General features: G+C 65.4%; 16 protein-coding genes. 5 read left to right on the top strand and 11 right to left on the bottom strand.

Going from position 1 to position 15,002, the window contains the following annotated elements; all coding sequences use genetic code 11:
- Positions 1–759 precede the first annotated feature (759 nt).
- Positions 760–2,130, top strand: a complete 1,371-nt coding sequence (locus B9Z01_RS25935) for an MFS transporter (protein WP_208626216.1) — start codon at positions 760–762, stop codon at positions 2,128–2,130.
- A 121-nt stretch (positions 2,131–2,251) separates the two neighbouring features.
- Here B9Z01_RS25935 and ltaE read toward each other — a convergent pair whose 3' ends face one another.
- The 3 genes from ltaE to B9Z01_RS25950 all read right to left on the bottom strand — a co-directional run bounded on the left by ltaE (position 2,252) and on the right by B9Z01_RS25950 (position 4,772).
- Entirely contained in the window at positions 2,252–3,259 is a 1,008-nt protein-coding gene (gene ltaE / locus B9Z01_RS25940; RefSeq protein ID WP_085488358.1) for a low-specificity L-threonine aldolase, read from the bottom strand.
- A gap of 282 nt (positions 3,260–3,541) precedes the next feature.
- Positions 3,542–4,303 (bottom strand): peptidoglycan DD-metalloendopeptidase family protein, encoded by a 762-nt coding sequence (locus B9Z01_RS25945; protein ID WP_085488360.1) that lies wholly within the window; start codon positions 4,301–4,303, stop codon positions 3,542–3,544.
- A 157-nt stretch (positions 4,304–4,460) separates the two neighbouring features.
- Positions 4,461–4,772, bottom strand: a complete 312-nt coding sequence (locus B9Z01_RS25950) for a cupin domain-containing protein (protein ID WP_085488362.1) — start codon at positions 4,770–4,772, stop codon at positions 4,461–4,463.
- Between the two features lie 232 nt (positions 4,773–5,004).
- Here B9Z01_RS25950 and B9Z01_RS25955 point away from each other — a divergent pair, with 232 nt between their 5' ends.
- Positions 5,005–5,325 carry a hypothetical protein gene (locus tag B9Z01_RS25955; RefSeq protein WP_085488364.1) on the top strand — a complete coding sequence of 107 codons (321 nt, stop codon included), beginning with the start codon at positions 5,005–5,007 and terminating at the stop codon, positions 5,323–5,325.
- Positions 5,326–5,535: 210 nt separating this feature from the next.
- Here B9Z01_RS25955 and B9Z01_RS25960 read toward each other — a convergent pair whose 3' ends face one another.
- The 7 genes from B9Z01_RS25960 to B9Z01_RS25990 all read right to left on the bottom strand — a co-directional run bounded on the left by B9Z01_RS25960 (position 5,536) and on the right by B9Z01_RS25990 (position 11,143).
- A complete protein-coding gene (locus tag B9Z01_RS25960; RefSeq protein WP_085488366.1) occupies positions 5,536–5,871 on the bottom strand; it encodes a DUF4148 domain-containing protein in 336 nt (111 codons plus the stop codon).
- Positions 5,872–6,140: 269 nt separating this feature from the next.
- A complete protein-coding gene (gene gndA, locus B9Z01_RS25965; RefSeq protein ID WP_085488368.1) occupies positions 6,141–7,550 on the bottom strand; it encodes an NADP-dependent phosphogluconate dehydrogenase in 1,410 nt (469 codons plus the stop codon).
- A gap of 221 nt (positions 7,551–7,771) precedes the next feature.
- The gene (locus B9Z01_RS25970) at positions 7,772–8,404 is read right to left on the bottom strand and encodes a DUF938 domain-containing protein (RefSeq protein ID WP_085488370.1); all 633 of its coding nucleotides are present in this window, start codon (positions 8,402–8,404) and stop codon (positions 7,772–7,774) included.
- Positions 8,405–8,455: 51 nt separating this feature from the next.
- Positions 8,456–9,073 carry a pyridoxamine 5'-phosphate oxidase family protein gene (locus B9Z01_RS25975; RefSeq protein ID WP_085488372.1) on the bottom strand — a complete coding sequence of 206 codons (618 nt, stop codon included), beginning with the start codon at positions 9,071–9,073 and terminating at the stop codon, positions 8,456–8,458.
- Positions 9,074–9,134: 61 nt separating this feature from the next.
- Complete coding sequence (locus tag B9Z01_RS25980; protein WP_085488374.1) at positions 9,135–10,004, bottom strand: NAD-dependent protein deacetylase; 870 nt, start codon at positions 10,002–10,004, stop codon at positions 9,135–9,137.
- 38 nt (positions 10,005–10,042) lie between these two features.
- Positions 10,043–10,264 carry an oxidoreductase-like domain-containing protein gene (locus B9Z01_RS25985; protein ID WP_085488376.1) on the bottom strand — a complete coding sequence of 74 codons (222 nt, stop codon included), beginning with the start codon at positions 10,262–10,264 and terminating at the stop codon, positions 10,043–10,045.
- Between the two features lie 114 nt (positions 10,265–10,378).
- Positions 10,379–11,143, bottom strand: a complete 765-nt coding sequence (locus tag B9Z01_RS25990) for an SDR family oxidoreductase (RefSeq protein ID WP_085488378.1) — start codon at positions 11,141–11,143, stop codon at positions 10,379–10,381.
- A 262-nt stretch (positions 11,144–11,405) separates the two neighbouring features.
- Here B9Z01_RS25990 and B9Z01_RS25995 point away from each other — a divergent pair, with 262 nt between their 5' ends.
- Entirely contained in the window at positions 11,406–12,269 is an 864-nt protein-coding gene (locus tag B9Z01_RS25995; protein ID WP_085488380.1) for a polysaccharide deacetylase family protein, read from the top strand.
- Positions 12,270–12,277: 8 nt separating this feature from the next.
- On the opposite strand, the gene B9Z01_RS26000 is transcribed toward B9Z01_RS25995, so the two are convergent.
- On the bottom strand, positions 12,278–13,690 hold the full coding sequence (locus B9Z01_RS26000) for a DUF2252 domain-containing protein (protein ID WP_085488382.1): 1,413 nt from the start codon (positions 13,688–13,690) through the stop codon (positions 12,278–12,280).
- Here B9Z01_RS26000 and B9Z01_RS35120 point away from each other — a divergent pair.
- Both B9Z01_RS35120 and B9Z01_RS26005 read left to right on the top strand, forming a co-directional pair.
- Positions 13,689–14,213 (top strand): motility-associated protein, encoded by a 525-nt coding sequence (locus B9Z01_RS35120; protein WP_143809065.1) that lies wholly within the window; start codon positions 13,689–13,691, stop codon positions 14,211–14,213. The two genes, B9Z01_RS26000 and B9Z01_RS35120, sit on opposite strands and share 2 nt — an antisense overlap.
- A 112-nt stretch (positions 14,214–14,325) precedes the next feature.
- Positions 14,326–15,002: contractile injection system protein, VgrG/Pvc8 family (locus tag B9Z01_RS26005; protein ID WP_275937519.1), on the top strand; the 677-nt coding region annotated here is incomplete at its 3' end.

The following is a 15,002-nucleotide window of genomic DNA, read 5'->3' on the forward strand; positions in this document are numbered from 1 at the left end:
ACGCGAACCGCACAGTTGACGGACGGGAGGCGCGTGCCTGTCGGGCGGATTAAGAAACAGAGTAGGACATTTTACGGGTCGCGCACACTGGGTCGCGCGAGCGGACTCCGACGCACGCGCCGTGCCCGATGGTGCGGGCCGATACCGCGTGCCCGCCGTGTGCCCACTGCGCGCCTTGTGCCCGGGTGCGGTGCAAACGGCGCGGACGCGGCACCGCTTGCGTGCATCAACGAGCCGGATGGGTCGATCGATACGAAAGGCTGGAGCGTTCGTGGAGCGCCCTGTTTGATTATTTTTTCGGCGCGTGACCGCAATGTGACACCTGGATGAACAGGCGGATTGGCTCGATGTGTGGTCGAATCGGCGGGCCGTATGGGAGCATGCGAAGCGAGTGGAGCGGAAGGCATATCCAGGTGGCCGCCGTGCGCCGCCAGTTTGAAGATGCTGCGGCTGATTGACCGTTAGTTGCGTTTAGATGGAGGTGACGGAAACCACCAAGCCCCGCCACTCCCTGCCCGCGTGCCTGCACGATTTCCGCGTCTCTGCAACAATCGCAGCATTGCGCCTCGTCAGCCGCCTCGCCGCGGATCGCGGGCCGGACAGCGGGCGCATCGCATCATCCCCACGCAACCCCGCCGCCCGCGCACCGTGTCGTTCGACCGGCCGCCGCAGCGGCATGCATAACCCGGCGACGCCTTGTCCGATAAGCTCAGCACCCCCGTCAGCGCCCCCGAGCCCACCCTTGCGGCGGACGGCCCGATGTCCGCCGCCAATCGCCGCGCGATGGCCGCGATCATGCTCGCCGTCGCGCTCGCCACGCTCGATACCGCGATCGCCAACACCGCGTTGCCCGCGATCGCCGCCGACCTGCATGCGGCGCCCGCGGCGTCGGTATGGATCATCAACGCCTACCAGCTCGCGATGGTCGCGACGCTGCTGCCGCTCGCGGCGCTCGGCGACATCGTCGGGCATCGGCGCATTTATATCGGCGGCATCGCGCTGTTCACGTTGAGCTCACTCGGCTGCGCAATGGCGCCGACGCTGCCGCTGCTCGCCGCCGCGCGCATCGTGCAGGGCCTCGGCGCGAGCGCGATCATGAGCGTGAACACCGCGCTGATCCGCTATCTGTACCCGCCGCACCGGCTCGGGCGCGGGCTCGGCACCAATGCGCTGATCGTCGGCGTGTCGTTCGCGGTCGGGCCGACGGTGGCCTCGCTGATTCTCTCCGTCGCAACGTGGCCGTGGCTGTTCGCGGTCAACGTGCCGCTCGGCGTGCTCGCGCTGAGCTTCGCGTGGCCCGCGCTGCCGCACACCGCGCAGGGCAGGCATCAGTTCGATCCGGTGGCGGCGCTGCTCAACGTGATCACGTTCGCCGCGCTGATCTTCGCGCTCGGCGAGGCGGCACAGCGCGCGTCGATGCAGGTCGTGCTCGCCGCCGCCGCGGTCGCGGTCGTGTTCGGGCTGCTGCTGATTCGCCGCGAAGCGGGCCATCCCGCGCCGATGCTGCCGGTCGATCTGTTCAAACGGCCGGTGTTCGCGCTCTCGGCGGTGACGGCCGTGTGCTCGTTCGCCGCGCAAGGCCTCGCCTTCGTGTCGCTACCGTTCTATTTCGAGGACGTGCTGCTGCGCAGCCAGGTCGAAACCGGCTTCCTGATGACGCCGTGGCCCGTGGTGGTCGCGCTCGCCGCGCCGCTCGCGGGCGGTTTGTCCGACCGCTATCCGCCGGGGCTGCTCGGCGCGATCGGGCTCGCGGTGCTGTCGGCGGGAATGGCGTCGCTCGCGCTGTTGCCCGCGCATCCGCACGTGCTCGACATCGGCATTCGCATGGCGATTTGCGGTGCGGGCTTCGGCTTCTTCCAGTCGCCGAATCTGAAGGCGCTGATGGCGAGCGCGCCGCCGGAGCGCAGCGGCGGCGCGAGCGGCATCGTCGCGACCGCGCGGCTGCTCGGGCAAGCGACGGGCGCGGCGCTCGTGGCGTTGTGCTTCGGGATTGCCGGCCGCCAGCATGGGCCGACGCTCGCGCTCGGCGCCGGCGCATTCTTTGCCGGCGCGGCGAGCCTCGCGAGCGGACTGCGGCTGTTCGCGCCGTCGCATCGCGCGGGCACGCATGCGAAAGCGGCCGTGAAATGAGGCGGTGGGTAGCGCCGAATGAGTCGATCAATGCGGCGCGATGAAGCGCAGCACGCTCAACGCGCCGCCTCCTGCATGATCGACGCAACGCGCTTGACGTCACGCGCTCAATACGGCGCAATCACCGCGCCGCGAAATATCCCTTCACCGCCGCGATAAACGTATCGATATCGTCGCGCGACACATCCTTGTGCGTGACGAACCGCGACGCATACAGCATCTGCGTGAGGATGCCGCGTTCCTTGAGCCACGCTTCGAGCGGCGCGCAGTGCTGCTGCGGGAACTGCGCGAACACCATGTTCGTCGCGACCGACTGCACCTTCACCTGCTCGATCGCTTCGAGACCCGCGGCCAGATGCGCGGCGTTCGCGTGGTCGTCGGCGAGACGCTCGACGTTGTGATCGAGCGCGTACAGGCAAGCCGCCGCGAGCACGCCGGCCTGGCGCATGCCGCCGCCGAGCACCTTGCGCCAGCGGTGCGCAACGTCGATCAGCGCGCGGCTGCCGACCAGCACCGAACCGACCGGCGCACCGAGCCCCTTCGAAAAGCAGATTGACACGGTATCGAACGGCTCGGCGAGCGCCGCGAGCGGCTTGCCCGACGCAACGGCCGCATTGAACACGCGCGCGCCGTCGAGGTGAGCCGACAGGCCATGCTGGCGCGCAAGCTGCGTCGCTTCGGTGACATACCCCGCAGGCAATACCTTGCCGCCGATCGTGTTTTCGAGCGCGAGCAGGCGCGTGCGCGCGAAGTGATCGTCAATCGGCTTGATCGCGGCGGCGATCTTCTCGAGCGGGATCGAGCCGTCGGCGGCATTTTCGAGCGGCTGCGGCTGGATGCTGCCGAGCACGGCCGCGCCACCGCCCTCGTATTTGTAGGTGTGCGCAAGCTGGCCGACGATGTATTCGTCGCCGCGCGCGCAATGCGCCATCAACGCGGCGAGATTGCTTTGCGTGCCGCTCGGGAAGAACAGGCCCGCTTCCTTGCCGGCGCGCTCGGCCAACGACGCTTGCAGGCGCAGCACGGTGGGGTCGTCGCCCCAGACGTCGTCGCCGACTTCGGCCGCCGACATCGCCGCGAGCATCGGCGGAGTCGGACGGGTTACGGTATCGCTTCGCAAATCGATCATTGTGTGTCCCTGTGCGTCCATTGAATGACAGCCTACGGCAACCGGGAGCGCGCCCTTTCGAGAAGGCGGAGCGCGCACCGGCAATCGAGCCGTACAGTGTATTCAATTAACGCGGCGCTGAAAATCGGCGCGTCTACCGGGGCTCGCCTGCGCGGCCATGCATGAGGCTCAGGCGAGCGTCAGGGAAGGCTCAGGCGCAACCCGGACGCAACGAAGGCGCGATGAGGAGCAATAGCGGCGCAGTAACGGCGCAATAACGGCGAAAACCCGGAAGGCGAAAACTCAGCCCCCCGGCTTCGGCAGCCATGCGAGCGGATCGACCGGCTGGCCGTTCTGGCGCACCTCGAACTGGATCGACGCGACACCGCGGCTATCCACGCCAACCTCGCCGATGGTCTGCCCTTGCGCGACCGCGTCGCCTTCCTTGACGAGCAACTGGCTGTTCTGGCCGTACGCGGTAATCAGCGAATCGTCGTGCTTGATGATGATGAGCGGGCCATACGCCTCGATGCCGGTGCCCGCGTAGACCACGCGGCCGGTCGCAGCGGCCTTGACCGGGTCGCCGGGACGCCCGCCGATCACGATGCCGTTGGACTTGCCCGGCGCGAACGTCTTCAGGATCGGACCGCGCAACGGCCATTGCAGCACGCCCTGCTGCGGCGCGGCCGCCATGCCCGGCACCGCATTCGGCGCACCCGGCGCCACGCCGACCGGCGGCGTCACCACGCTGCCCGAAGCCATCGGCTGGGACACGCGCAGCACCTGCCCCGGCACCACCGGCGCGTTGACCGCGAGGCCGTTCCACGCCGCGATCTCCTGCGGCTTGCGCCCGTATGCCGAGGCAATGCCGGCGAGCGTGTCGCCCGGGTTGACCCGGTAGAAGCCGGCGGGAACGGAGACGGTGGAGAGGCTGGTCGTGCCCGCCGGCGCGTTGCCGTAGAACGGCGTGCTCTCCCACGGCATCGTCGTGCAGCCCGCGACCATCGCGCCGAGCGCAGCCGCCGTCAGCAGGCGGATCCCCGTCAGTTGCCATTGTTCTGTCATGTGATTTTCCTCGACATGTTCTCAATCAGATTCAATCGATGCCCAAGCATTTGCCAGGCCCTACATTCGCGCATGCGCCGCGGCCGGCCGATCCATCTATTATGCGCGACCGGCATGCGAGCGCCGCTGTGGGCACGCCGTCAAACTGCCGTGCTCTTCAGACGCTGCCCTGCGTTTCGACCACGAGAATGCGCGCCACGCCGAGCGGATGCGCGACGTGCTCGGTTCCCGCCGACGCGTAGAACACGTCGCCCGTCTCGAGCACGGCCGAGCGTTCGACGCCCTCTTCGCGGTAGCGCATCTCCACGCGGCCGTCGAGCACGGCGAACACTTCCTCGCCGTCGTTGACGTGCCACTTGTACGGCTGGTCGGTCCAGTGCAGACGCGTGGTGATGCCGTTCATGTTGGCGATGTCGAGCGCGCCCCACGGACGCGTCGCGGTAAAGTTCCTGCTGCGGATGATCTTCATGGTCGGTAAGCAGTTGGGATGCGCAAAAAATCGCGGCTATTCACGCCGGTTCTCTGGCGGCGGCACTCGCACGGCTGGCCCTATTATAGGTCTGGCGGCTCGCGTGCCTGCTTCGGCGAGGCGCGGCGAGCAATTCGTACGATTATTGAAACCATCCCGACGTCGCCTATACTCAGTCAAGCCGCGCGCAGCACCCTATATGACAGTGTCAGGTTTCCGGGAGGAGTCCAGGATGAACAAAGCCACCTTTCTGGCCGTGCAACTCAAGGTCGACGATGTAGCGGCATCGCCCGGCCTCGTCGAGTTGCTGAACACGCATCTCGTCTTCTCCGCCGACGTCGCGGAAGCCGCCGACGCGCTCGTGCAACTGGCGAGCATCGCGAAGCTGTCGAGCGGCATCGAGGCGAGCGTCGAGATTCCCGCGCTCGCGCTCGAGCGGCTGCGCGAAGCGCTCGACAATCTGAGCGGCTACGACGAATCCTGGCTGCTCGCGCTCGAACCGAGCAGCGCGCTCTTCGACGCGATCGGCCGCCGCCATCGCTCGCTGCATTAGGGGTGCGGTCCCGGCAACGCGGGTTGCCCGCTCGGCGCAGCAGGCGCCGTGAAACGGCAAAGCGCCATACGTGACAAACACCATAGACAACAAAACGCCGTAAACGACAAAACGCCATCCGATGAAACCGGATGGCGTTTTTTCTTGCGCCCCGCCTCGCGATGTTCAGCCAGGCGGTGTCTTCGTCAACAGCGCAAACTTGAGCGGCAATTAGTTGCCGAAATAAACCGACTTGCTGTCGGCCTTGCTCGGGCTCACCGCGTAGCCAGCTTGCGAGGTGCCGGCAGCCGGTGCACCGTAGCCGCTCGTGTTCGCGGTGTTAGCTGCGATCGTCGTGCCGTTTTGCGCATCAACGCGGGCTTGTGCAGCCTGGATGTTCGCCGGGTAGTTCATGTAATCGCCAACCGGGTTGTAACCGGCCTTTTCGAGTTGAACCAGTTCAGCGCGAACCTGAGCGCGGGTAACCGGTTGGCTCGATTGAGCGAACGAAGCAACAGGAGCAACCAGGGCGGCGGCGATAGCAACTGCGGAAATCAGGGTCTTCATGATTAAACCTCCAGAACTTGTTTTGTGATGCGCTTTTGGGTTTCTCCCTCAGCGCTTGAGAGCAAGTTTAGGAGCGTCACATACTAGGGTAAATACCTAAAATGACGAAAGTCTCTTTTCATTTTCGCAATAATCATGACGACCGGCTCACCACGAGCCTAATGCACTCATAGATTTTGGCAATAATCTCTGGGTCTTCGCCGTATTCAAACAGATAAACGGCCCGGCTCGCCTTGACAGAGGCGCATGCCGGGCCGTCTTTCAAACGCTCAACCCCAGTGCGCGTGGAAACTGCCCGGTTTGTCGACGCGTTCGAACGTGTGCGCGCCGAAGAAGTCGCGCTGCGCCTGCACGAGATTCGCGGGCAGACGCTCGGAGCGGTAGGCGTCGAAATACGCGATCGCCGAGGCAAACGCCGGCACCGGCACGCCTGCGTTGACCGCGGCCACCACGACTTCGCGCAGCGCCGCCTGGTAGTTCTTCGCGATGTCGCGGAAGTACGGATCGAGCAGCAGGTTCGCAAGCGCTTTGTCTTTCGCGTAGGCGTCGGTGATCTTCTGCAGGAAGCGCGCACGGATGATGCAGCCCGCACGGAAAATCTTCGCGATCGTGCCGTAATCGAGGTCCCACTTGTACTCTTCCGACGCGGCGCGCAGTTGCGCGAAACCCTGCGCGTACGAGATCACCTTGCTGAAGTACAGTGCGCGGCGCACCGATTCGATGAACGCATCGCGCGCACCGGCAAGCGGCTTGGCCTGCGGTCCTTCGAGCACCTTGCTCGCAGCCACGCGCTGCGTCTTCAGCGACGACAGCACGCGCGCGAACACCGCTTCGGTGATGAGCGGCAGCGGCGCGCCGAGGTCGAGCGCGTTCTGGCTCGTCCACTTGCCGGTGCCCTTCTGCGCGGCGCGGTCGAGAATCACGTCGACGAGATCCTTGCCGGTTTCGTCGTCCTTTTTGTCGAAGATCTTCGAGGTGATCTCGATCAGATAACTGTCGAGTTCGCCCTGGTTCCACTCGGTGTAGACCTTGCCCAGTTCCTCGTTCGACAAACCGGCGACCTGCTTGAGCACCGCGTAGCTTTCCGCGATCAGTTGCATGTCGCCGTATTCGATGCCGTTGTGCACCATCTTCACGAAGTGGCCCGCGCCGTCCGGGCCCATGTAGGCGACGCACGGCTCGCCGTCCGGCGCTTTCGCGGCGATTTCGGTGAGGATCGGGGCAACGAGGTCGTACGCGTCGCGCTGGCCGCCCGGCATGATCGACGGGCCTTTGAGCGCGCCCTCCTCGCCACCCGACACGCCCGTGCCGATGAAGTGCAGACCGGCCTTCGCGAGTTCCTGGTTGCGGCGGATCGTGTCGGTGAAATGCGTGTTGCCGCCGTCGATCAGGATGTCGCCTTTATCGAGCAGCGGCTTGAGCGAGGCAATGGTCGCATCGGTCGGCTCGCCGGCCTTGACCATCAACAGAATGCGGCGCGGCTTTTCGAGTGACTCGACGAACTCTTCCAGCGTGAAAGCCGGCACCAGTTTGCGGTCCGGATATTCGGCGATGAGTTCGTCGGTTTTTTCGCGGCTACGGTTGTAGACCGATACCGCGTGGCCGCGGCTTTCGATGTTGAGCGCCAGATTGCGGCCCATGACCGCCAGCCCCACCACGCCGATTGCCTGTTTGCCCATGTGAATTCTCCAGAGTCCAAAAGATGTCGTGACGCCGTGCCGCAAAAAACGCGGGCGGGACGCCGAGGGTGAAAGGATAAAAGAAATGCGCGCTTGCCGCTTGGTGGCGGGCACCGGACGGCGGCCGTTTGCACTCCACGGTATGCATTGTGCGCGCGCCGGTTCGTGAGGCGGTGCCGGGTTTCGCAATTAATTGGCCTTAATTGGCCAACACCGGCCGGTCAACTCACCGCGCCCACACGCCGGCTGCCCGCCCGCTTTCTGAAGACGAGGCTGAAGTTGTTCGCCGGCATTTCGATCGCCTCGTCGCACTCGAGGCCCGCCGCGGCGCCCAGTGCGATGACAGCTTCCATGTCACGCACGCCCCATTCGGGACTGCGGCTCTTCAGCCACTGATCGAACGCCTCGTTGCTCGGCGCCGTATGCGCGCCGCCGCGCTTGTACGGGCCGTACAGATACAGCACGCCGCCATCGACGAGACGGCGGCCCGCGCCGTCGAACAGCGCCTGCGCCGCGCTCCACGGCGAGATGTGAATCATGTTGATGCAGACCACTGCATCGAGCGCATCGATGCCCCAGTCCGGCTGATGCACGTCGAGCGCGATCGGCGCGCGCAGGTTCGGCAGCGCGGCATGCGCGCTCCACGCGGCGATCGACGCGCGCGCTTCGGCATCCGCGTCACTCGGTTGCCAGGCGAGCCCCGGCAGCGCGCCTGCGAACCAGATCGCGTGCTGGCCGGTGCCGCTCGCGATTTCGAGCACGCGGCCGGTGACTGGCAGCGTGTCGCGCAAGACGGCGAGGATCGGTTCGCGATTGCGTTCGGCGGAAGGCGAGTGTTGCCGGGCGTCTGTCATGGCGGGCTGGAGCGTTTCGGGGCGTGGGGCTTCGGGATAAGGGCTTCGGTATCAGTACAGCGTCGAGCGCACGCGTGCGGGCAGGTCGCGGTCGTAAGCGGCAGCGTCGAACTGCCCGCCGCCGTTCGTGACGATGATGCGCCGCAGGATCTCGCCCGCGCTCGGCAGTTGCGAGCGTTCGACGTGCTGCGCCGGGTCCCATAGTTTCGAGCGCGCCATCGCCTTCGAGCAATGGAAGTACACGGCGTCGACGTCGATCAGCAGCACGGTGCGCGGCAGTTTGCCGTCGACGGCGAAACTGTCGAGCAGCGCGGGATCGTTCGAGATCCGGCCGCGGCCATTCACCCGCAAACTTTCGCCGACGCCCGGAATGACGAACAGCAGCGCAAGCCGCGGGTCCGCGATGACGTTACGCAAACTGTCGAGGCGATTGTTGCCGGGGCGATCCGGCAGCGCGAGCGTGCGTTCGTCGACGATACGCACGAAGCCCGGCGCGTCGCCGCGCGGCGAGCAGTCGAGACCATCGGGGCCGCTCGTCGCCAGCACGGCGAACGGCGCGGCCTCGATGAACGCGCGGTAGTCCTCGTTGACGTACGCGATCTCCTTGCGCAACGCGCGCTCCTGCGGTTGATCGTAGAGCGCTTCGAGCTGTTCGATCGTCGTCAGCATGGGCATTCCTCGAAAGTGCGTGGTGGTTTGGGAGATGAGGGTTCGGGAGACGCGCTCATCTTCAATCGCCCGCGAGAGCCCCGGCAAGCGCGCTCAGCGTGTCGCCGCACGGCGCGGCGACTTTCAGCGACAGCAGCGGATCGGCGCGCGTGCGGCCCAGATTGATCGCCGCGATCGGCTTGCCCTGCCGCTGCGCCCACACGCAGAACCGGTAGCCGGAATAAACCATCAGCGACGAGCCGGCCACGAGCACCGCGTCGGCCGCGTCGAGCGCATGCGAGGCCGCTTCGACGCGCGCCTTCGGCACGTTCTCGCCGAAAAACACGACCGACGGCTTCAGCAGCCCGCCGCAGTTCGAACACGCCGGCACGCGAAAGCCGCCGAGGTCGTGCCACTCGAGATGCGCGTCGCCGTCGGCGGCGGCTTCGGCCGTGACGTCGAGCAGCGCGGGGTTGTCCGCTTCGAGCGTCTGCTGGATCGAGGCGCGCGCGTGCTGCGTGCCGCAATCGAGACAGATCACGCCGTCGATGCCGCCGTGCAGTTCGATCACCTCGCGGCTGCCGGCGCGCTGATGCAAACCGTCGACGTTCTGCGTGACGAGCGTCGGCACGTGCCCCGCCGCTTCGAGCCGCGCGAGCGCGACATGCGCGGCATTCGGCTGCGCCCGCGCGACGAGCGGCCAGCCGACCATGCTGCGCGCCCAGTAACGCTGACGCATCGCGAGCGTGCCGAGAAATTCCTGCAGCGTGATCGGTGGCGAGCGTTTCCACGCGCCGTTATCGTCGCGATAGCCGGGAATGCCGGAGTCGATGCTGATGCCCGCGCCGGTCAGCACGAAGAGGCGCGGATGACGCTGCACGAAACGATGGAGGTCGTCGAACGTGTGCGAGTCGTTCAGGTGTTCGGGCGGCGTGAGCTGAAGATGGGTCATGACGGGGGCGGTGGAAAATCGTGCGTCGCTCAACGGTGTCAACGGCGCGTGCGCGATTTCCGCTGCAACGCGGGCCGAGGCTCTTCGCGCTGCGCATGCCGCGCCTTCCATTCGGCGAGCGCGGCTTCGTAGCGTTCGAGCGCTTCGTCGTAGAGATCGAAAATACAGGGGTTGCAGCCGCTATGACAACAGTCGTCGAGATCGGGCTGCACGGGCGGCTGCGGCGGCGGGTCGGCGTCGCTGGGTGTGGCTCGGGGCACGGCGCATTGCGTTCCGTAGAGACGGGAAGCGCTCAGTATAAGTTGAACGCGTGCGCCATGCTCCCGTCCACGGTTGCGCTTCTCTTCGTTGCGCCCGGTTTGGCTTTGCGCCGCTCAACCGCGCCCGACGAACGGCATCTTGGTCGCCATGATGGTCATGAACTGCACGTTCGCCGAGAGCGGCAAATTCGCCATGTGCAGCACTGCGTCGGCGACGTGCTGCACGTCCATCAACGGCTCGATCGCGATTTCGCCGTTCGCTTGCGGCACGCCGCGCGCCATCCGCTCGGCCATCTCGGTCGCCGCATTGCCGATGTCGATCTGCCCGCACACGATGTCGTATTTGCGGCCATCGAGCGACACGGATTTCGTGAGTCCGGTAATCGCATGCTTGGTCGCCGTATAGCCGATGCTGTTCGGCCGCGGCGCGTGCGCCGAGATCGAGCCGTTGTTGATGATGCGGCCGCCGCGCGGACTCTGCGTTTTCATCAGACCGAACGCCGCGCGCGTGCAGAGGAACACACCGGTGAGATTGGTGTCGACGATCGAGCGCCATTCACTGATCTCGAGTTCGTCGATATCGACCGGCGAACCGCTGCGTCCCGCGTTGTTGAACAGCACGTCGAGCCGGCCAAAGCGCGCGCGGATCGTCTCGAATAGCGCGGCGACGCTGTCCGCGTCCGTCACGTCGCACGGCACCGCGAGCGCCTCGCCGCGCAGCGGCTGCGCTTCCTGTACCACGGCGTCGAGCGCCGCCTGACGGCGCCCGGCCAGCACGACGTTGTAGCCGTGCTCGAGCAGTTTGAGCGCACAGGCGCGGCCGATTCCGCTACCCGCGCCCGTCACCAGCGCCACTTTTCCGTTTTCCCTTTCCGACATCGCGCATCTCCTGTTGTGTTGGGCGGCGTCACACGGTTCCGGTTCCGCGAAAATCGCTCACGATCGGATCGCCGCACGCGCCGCTTTTCGCCTGGCACCATACAACAACGGATGAACGATCGCAAACGGCGGGGCGTTGATCCAACGTCGTTGCCGCTTCGCACGCTTCGAGGCACCCAACAATGGTATCTTTCGCCGTTGCGCAACGCGCACGATTCACAGCCTTCCCGGGACGGCGGAAGGCGTACAGGAAGCACGTTTGATGAATGAATGCCCCAGCCCCAATCCGCCGCATGGCGCCCAGCCCGCGGCGCCGCGCCGCTGGCCGCGCACCCGCAATTCCGCCATGCTCAACGGCACGATCGCATGGCATGTGGTGGTGCTGGCCGGCTGGCTGCTCGCGCCCGCCGCGTGGCCGTGGTGGCTCGCCGCGATCTTCGTGAATCACGCGATCTTCACGATCACCGGGCTTCTGCCGCGCACGGCGCTGCTCGGTCCGAACTGGACGCGCCTGCCTGCGAGCCCGCAAAACGCGAACGCCATCGCGCTGACCATCGACGACGGTCCCGATCCCGTCGTGACGCCCCAGGTGCTCGACCTGCTCGACGCGTTCGAGATCCGCGCCACGTTCTTCTGCATCGGCGAGAAAGTGCAGCGCTATCCGCAGATCGCGCGCGAAATCGTCGCGCGCGGTCATGCGCTCGAAAATCATTCGCAGGTTCATGTGCACACGTTTTCGGTGACGTTTCCGGGCGCGCTCACGCGCGAGATCGCCGCCGCGCAACGCACGCTCGAAACCGTGAGCGGCGAGCGGCCGATGTTCTTTCGCGCCCCCGCGGGCTTGCGCAACATCTTTCTCGAGCCCGTGCTGCGCAAGCTCGACCTGCGCCTCGCCGCATGGACGCGGCGCGGCTACGACACTCGCGAGTCCAAACCGCACGTGGTCGCACGGCGGCTGCTCGACGGTCTCGCCGCACGCGACATTCTGCTGCTGCACGACGGCAATGCCGCCCTCACGATCGAAGGCAAGCCGCTGATTCTCGCGGTGCTGCCGAGCATCATCGAAGCGGCGCGCGCGAAGCGTCTGCGTTTCGTCACGTTGCGCGAAGCGCGTGTCGATGCGTGAAGCGCACGCTACACGCGAAAATCCGCCGCCATGTCTTCATCCGTGCGCGCTTCCAGTTCTCCGCTGCGGCACGCTTTCAGAAACACCTCGTAGTCGCGCTCCACCTGGTCGGCATAGGCCGCCGCATAACCCGTCAATGCTTCGGCGAACTGATCGCCGCGGCCGATATACGAGCTGATCTCGATTGCCTGACCGCTCGCCTTCGCATGCGCGCGCGCCATGATCCAGCCGCACAGCCGCGCGTAGCCATCGAGCAGATCGCTGTCGAACAATTCGATATTCGCGGACAGCTTCATGTCGCGCAACTGGCGGAAATAGAAATGCCGCCCGAGCGGCCCCGTCGCCCAGCCGAGAAAGATATCGCTCGCGGCCTGCAGCATGCGCTGCCCGTGTACGACGCGCTCACCTTCATGCTTGACGGCCGGCGATTTGTAGAACTGCGCGATGACCGACGGCCGCGCTTCCTTCAGTTGCAGGAACAACGGCTTGCCCCTGTGATCGACGAGCAGCATCACGAGGCAACGCGTGCCGACGCTGCCGACGCCCACCACCTTGAACACGATGTCCTGCATCGTGAAGTGATCGAGCAGTTCGCGCCGGTCGTGCGACATCGTCTTGCGGTACTCGGCCCACACCTGCTCGACCATTTTGTCGACGTTGCCCTTGCGGTACGTTTCGGTTTCCTGTTCCGTGAACAGCGTATTCGTGCCGAGCACGTGAAAAAGCGCGGGCGGGGCGTCGTGGATCTTCCAGCGGCCACCATCGGGCGAGGCCATTTTTTCGAGCAGGTTTTCGTGCGTGCGGCTCGCGGCCTTTTCCATGCCGCGCCGCACCGAGCGCCTACGCTCGGGAGTCAGCGCGGTTTCCGCCATGAGGTCGAACGTGACGCGGTCGTACCAGAGTTCGAGCGCGCCGCACTGCGCATACTGAGCCATGCGATCGCGATACGAACGGACCGCGGTCATCACGAGGCTTTCGGCGGCGCCGCGACTCAGGCGCATATGGCGCGCGGCCACCACGAAGCTCGCGCTCAGGCGTTTCAGGTCCCATTCGAACGGGCCGACCGATACCTCGTCGAAGTCGTTCAGGTCGAAGACCAGTTGCCGCTCGGGCGTCGCGAAGCCGCCGAAGTTCATCAGATGGCCGTCGCCACAGATCGGCATGCGCAGACTCGTGTCGGGCACCTTGCTGAGATCGTGCGCCTGGAGAATCGCCGTGCCGCGAAAAAACGTGAATGGCGACACAGCCATGCGCCCGTAGCGCAGCGGTACGAGATTCTCGACCCGACCCGCGCTGCTCTGCTTCAGAAGCTCGATCGGATTGCGCTGCAATTCGCCGACTGCGCGATGGCTCGAGCGTTTCGAATGCTCGCGGGCGGCGCGCCCCCGGGCTTCCCGTTCGGCAATGGTGCTGGCTTTCATGCTCTTTCTCCGTTTTGCGAGTCTTGACCGGCGACGACAGAGACTGCTTCAACTGGCACGACAAAGCGAACCAACCGGGGCGCGAGCCTGGACGGCAGGCGCTCGCCGCACATCACCTTGCGATCATAGCGGGTCGGAACAGATCATCGGCAAAAATGTTTGCCCGGCCGTTTGCGTATCCGTGCAGAACTTTTACGGCGCACAAAAAAGTGCTGGAAAAAGGGGCTGCGCTGCATGGACGTGCGTTGCTCAGGAGGAAGCGGGGAGAGTACGTTTTTCGCAATCTGCTGGGGCGTGGTGGCCGGCTCTATCGCAGCAAATCTTGTCGGCGCCGGGAACGTCTGCTGGCACTCGCGCAACCGTTCGAACTACTGTGTATTTCAGCGCGTTCGTCGTCAGCAATCCGGTTTCCACGCTGAAGAAAACGGTCAGGGCGCTGTCCTCGTGCTTCGAGGGCGACGGCTATACAAAAGAGAACTATCTCGAGTTGATCGCCCTGCTTGATGAGTTGCAGCGGAGGTAAGCAAGGACGGGATGACGGCGCTCGAAAGTGCAACGCCGCTGCGCCGCAAGACTGCGTGATCTTGATGGACGTCGTTCACACGATGTGCTCCAGAGGCATTCATGCAAATCGCATGAATATCTTTCTTGAGCTAAAAATTAGTCCAATTCCGATAGACGCCGGGACATGCGCTTTCGATACTGTCGATTGCACATCACTCCATGCACGCATGTTCAAGCTATTGCAGAACCGCATCTTAAGTATGTCCAGTGACGCGTTGCCCACCTGGGGCAACGAGCCGGTGCTCGCGCCCCTGCGCCTGAGCGGCACCGAAGCCCTGGGCCGGCTCTACCGCTACGCGCTCGATGTGGCGACGGTCGAGAGTCCAACGCTCGGGCTGTGGCAGGCGCAGGAACGGGTGGTGCCCGACAAGCTGATCGGCAGGGTCATCGATATTTCAATCGCGTTCGATGGCAACGGGCTTTCCAGTCCGGCAATGCTGGACGACAGCGACGCGGCCGATGCCGATGCCGGTGCAGGCACGAGCACGGGCGCAGGCGCAGCCAGCCGCACGATCTCAGGCCTCATCACAGGCGTCAGGCAGATGGGCACCGACAACCGCCGCGCCTTCTACCGCCTCACCGTGCGCCCCTGGCTGTGGCTCGCCACGAAGCACTGCGCGAGCCGGATCTTCCAGGACGCCAGCGTCGTGGAGATCACCGACCAGCTCCTCAGCGAGCGCTATCCCTACCCGGTCGTGATGGCACTCGGTGGCCCCGGTCTCAGGCAGGGCTACCCGAAGCGGGACTA

It is taken from the genome of Paraburkholderia susongensis (assembly GCF_900177725.1).
Lineage (GTDB): Bacteria > Pseudomonadota > Gammaproteobacteria > Burkholderiales > Burkholderiaceae > Paraburkholderia > Paraburkholderia susongensis.

Excerpts from the sequence above, each read along its gene's own strand:
- B9Z01_RS25935 (WP_208626216.1), top strand. The coding sequence starts at position 760 with ATGTCCGCCGCCAATCGCCGCGCGATGGCCGCGATCATGCTCGCCGTC.
- ltaE (WP_085488358.1), bottom strand. The coding sequence starts at position 3,259 with ATGATCGATTTGCGAAGCGATACCGTAACCCGTCCGACTCCGCCGATG.
- B9Z01_RS25945 (WP_085488360.1), bottom strand. The coding sequence starts at position 4,303 with ATGACAGAACAATGGCAACTGACGGGGATCCGCCTGCTGACGGCGGCT.
- B9Z01_RS25950 (WP_085488362.1), bottom strand. The coding sequence starts at position 4,772 with ATGAAGATCATCCGCAGCAGGAACTTTACCGCGACGCGTCCGTGGGGC.
- B9Z01_RS25955 (WP_085488364.1), top strand. The coding sequence starts at position 5,005 with ATGAACAAAGCCACCTTTCTGGCCGTGCAACTCAAGGTCGACGATGTA.
- B9Z01_RS25960 (WP_085488366.1), bottom strand. The coding sequence starts at position 5,871 with ATGAAGACCCTGATTTCCGCAGTTGCTATCGCCGCCGCCCTGGTTGCT.
- gndA (WP_085488368.1), bottom strand. The coding sequence starts at position 7,550 with ATGGGCAAACAGGCAATCGGCGTGGTGGGGCTGGCGGTCATGGGCCGC.
- B9Z01_RS25970 (WP_085488370.1), bottom strand. The coding sequence starts at position 8,404 with ATGACAGACGCCCGGCAACACTCGCCTTCCGCCGAACGCAATCGCGAA.
- B9Z01_RS25975 (WP_085488372.1), bottom strand. The coding sequence starts at position 9,073 with ATGCTGACGACGATCGAACAGCTCGAAGCGCTCTACGATCAACCGCAG.
- B9Z01_RS25980 (WP_085488374.1), bottom strand. The coding sequence starts at position 10,004 with ATGACCCATCTTCAGCTCACGCCGCCCGAACACCTGAACGACTCGCAC.
- B9Z01_RS25990 (WP_085488378.1), bottom strand. The coding sequence starts at position 11,143 with ATGTCGGAAAGGGAAAACGGAAAAGTGGCGCTGGTGACGGGCGCGGGT.
- B9Z01_RS25995 (WP_085488380.1), top strand. The coding sequence starts at position 11,406 with ATGAATGAATGCCCCAGCCCCAATCCGCCGCATGGCGCCCAGCCCGCG.
- B9Z01_RS35120 (WP_143809065.1), top strand. The coding sequence starts at position 13,689 with ATGCTCTTTCTCCGTTTTGCGAGTCTTGACCGGCGACGACAGAGACTG.
- B9Z01_RS26000 (WP_085488382.1), bottom strand. The coding sequence starts at position 13,690 with ATGAAAGCCAGCACCATTGCCGAACGGGAAGCCCGGGGGCGCGCCGCC.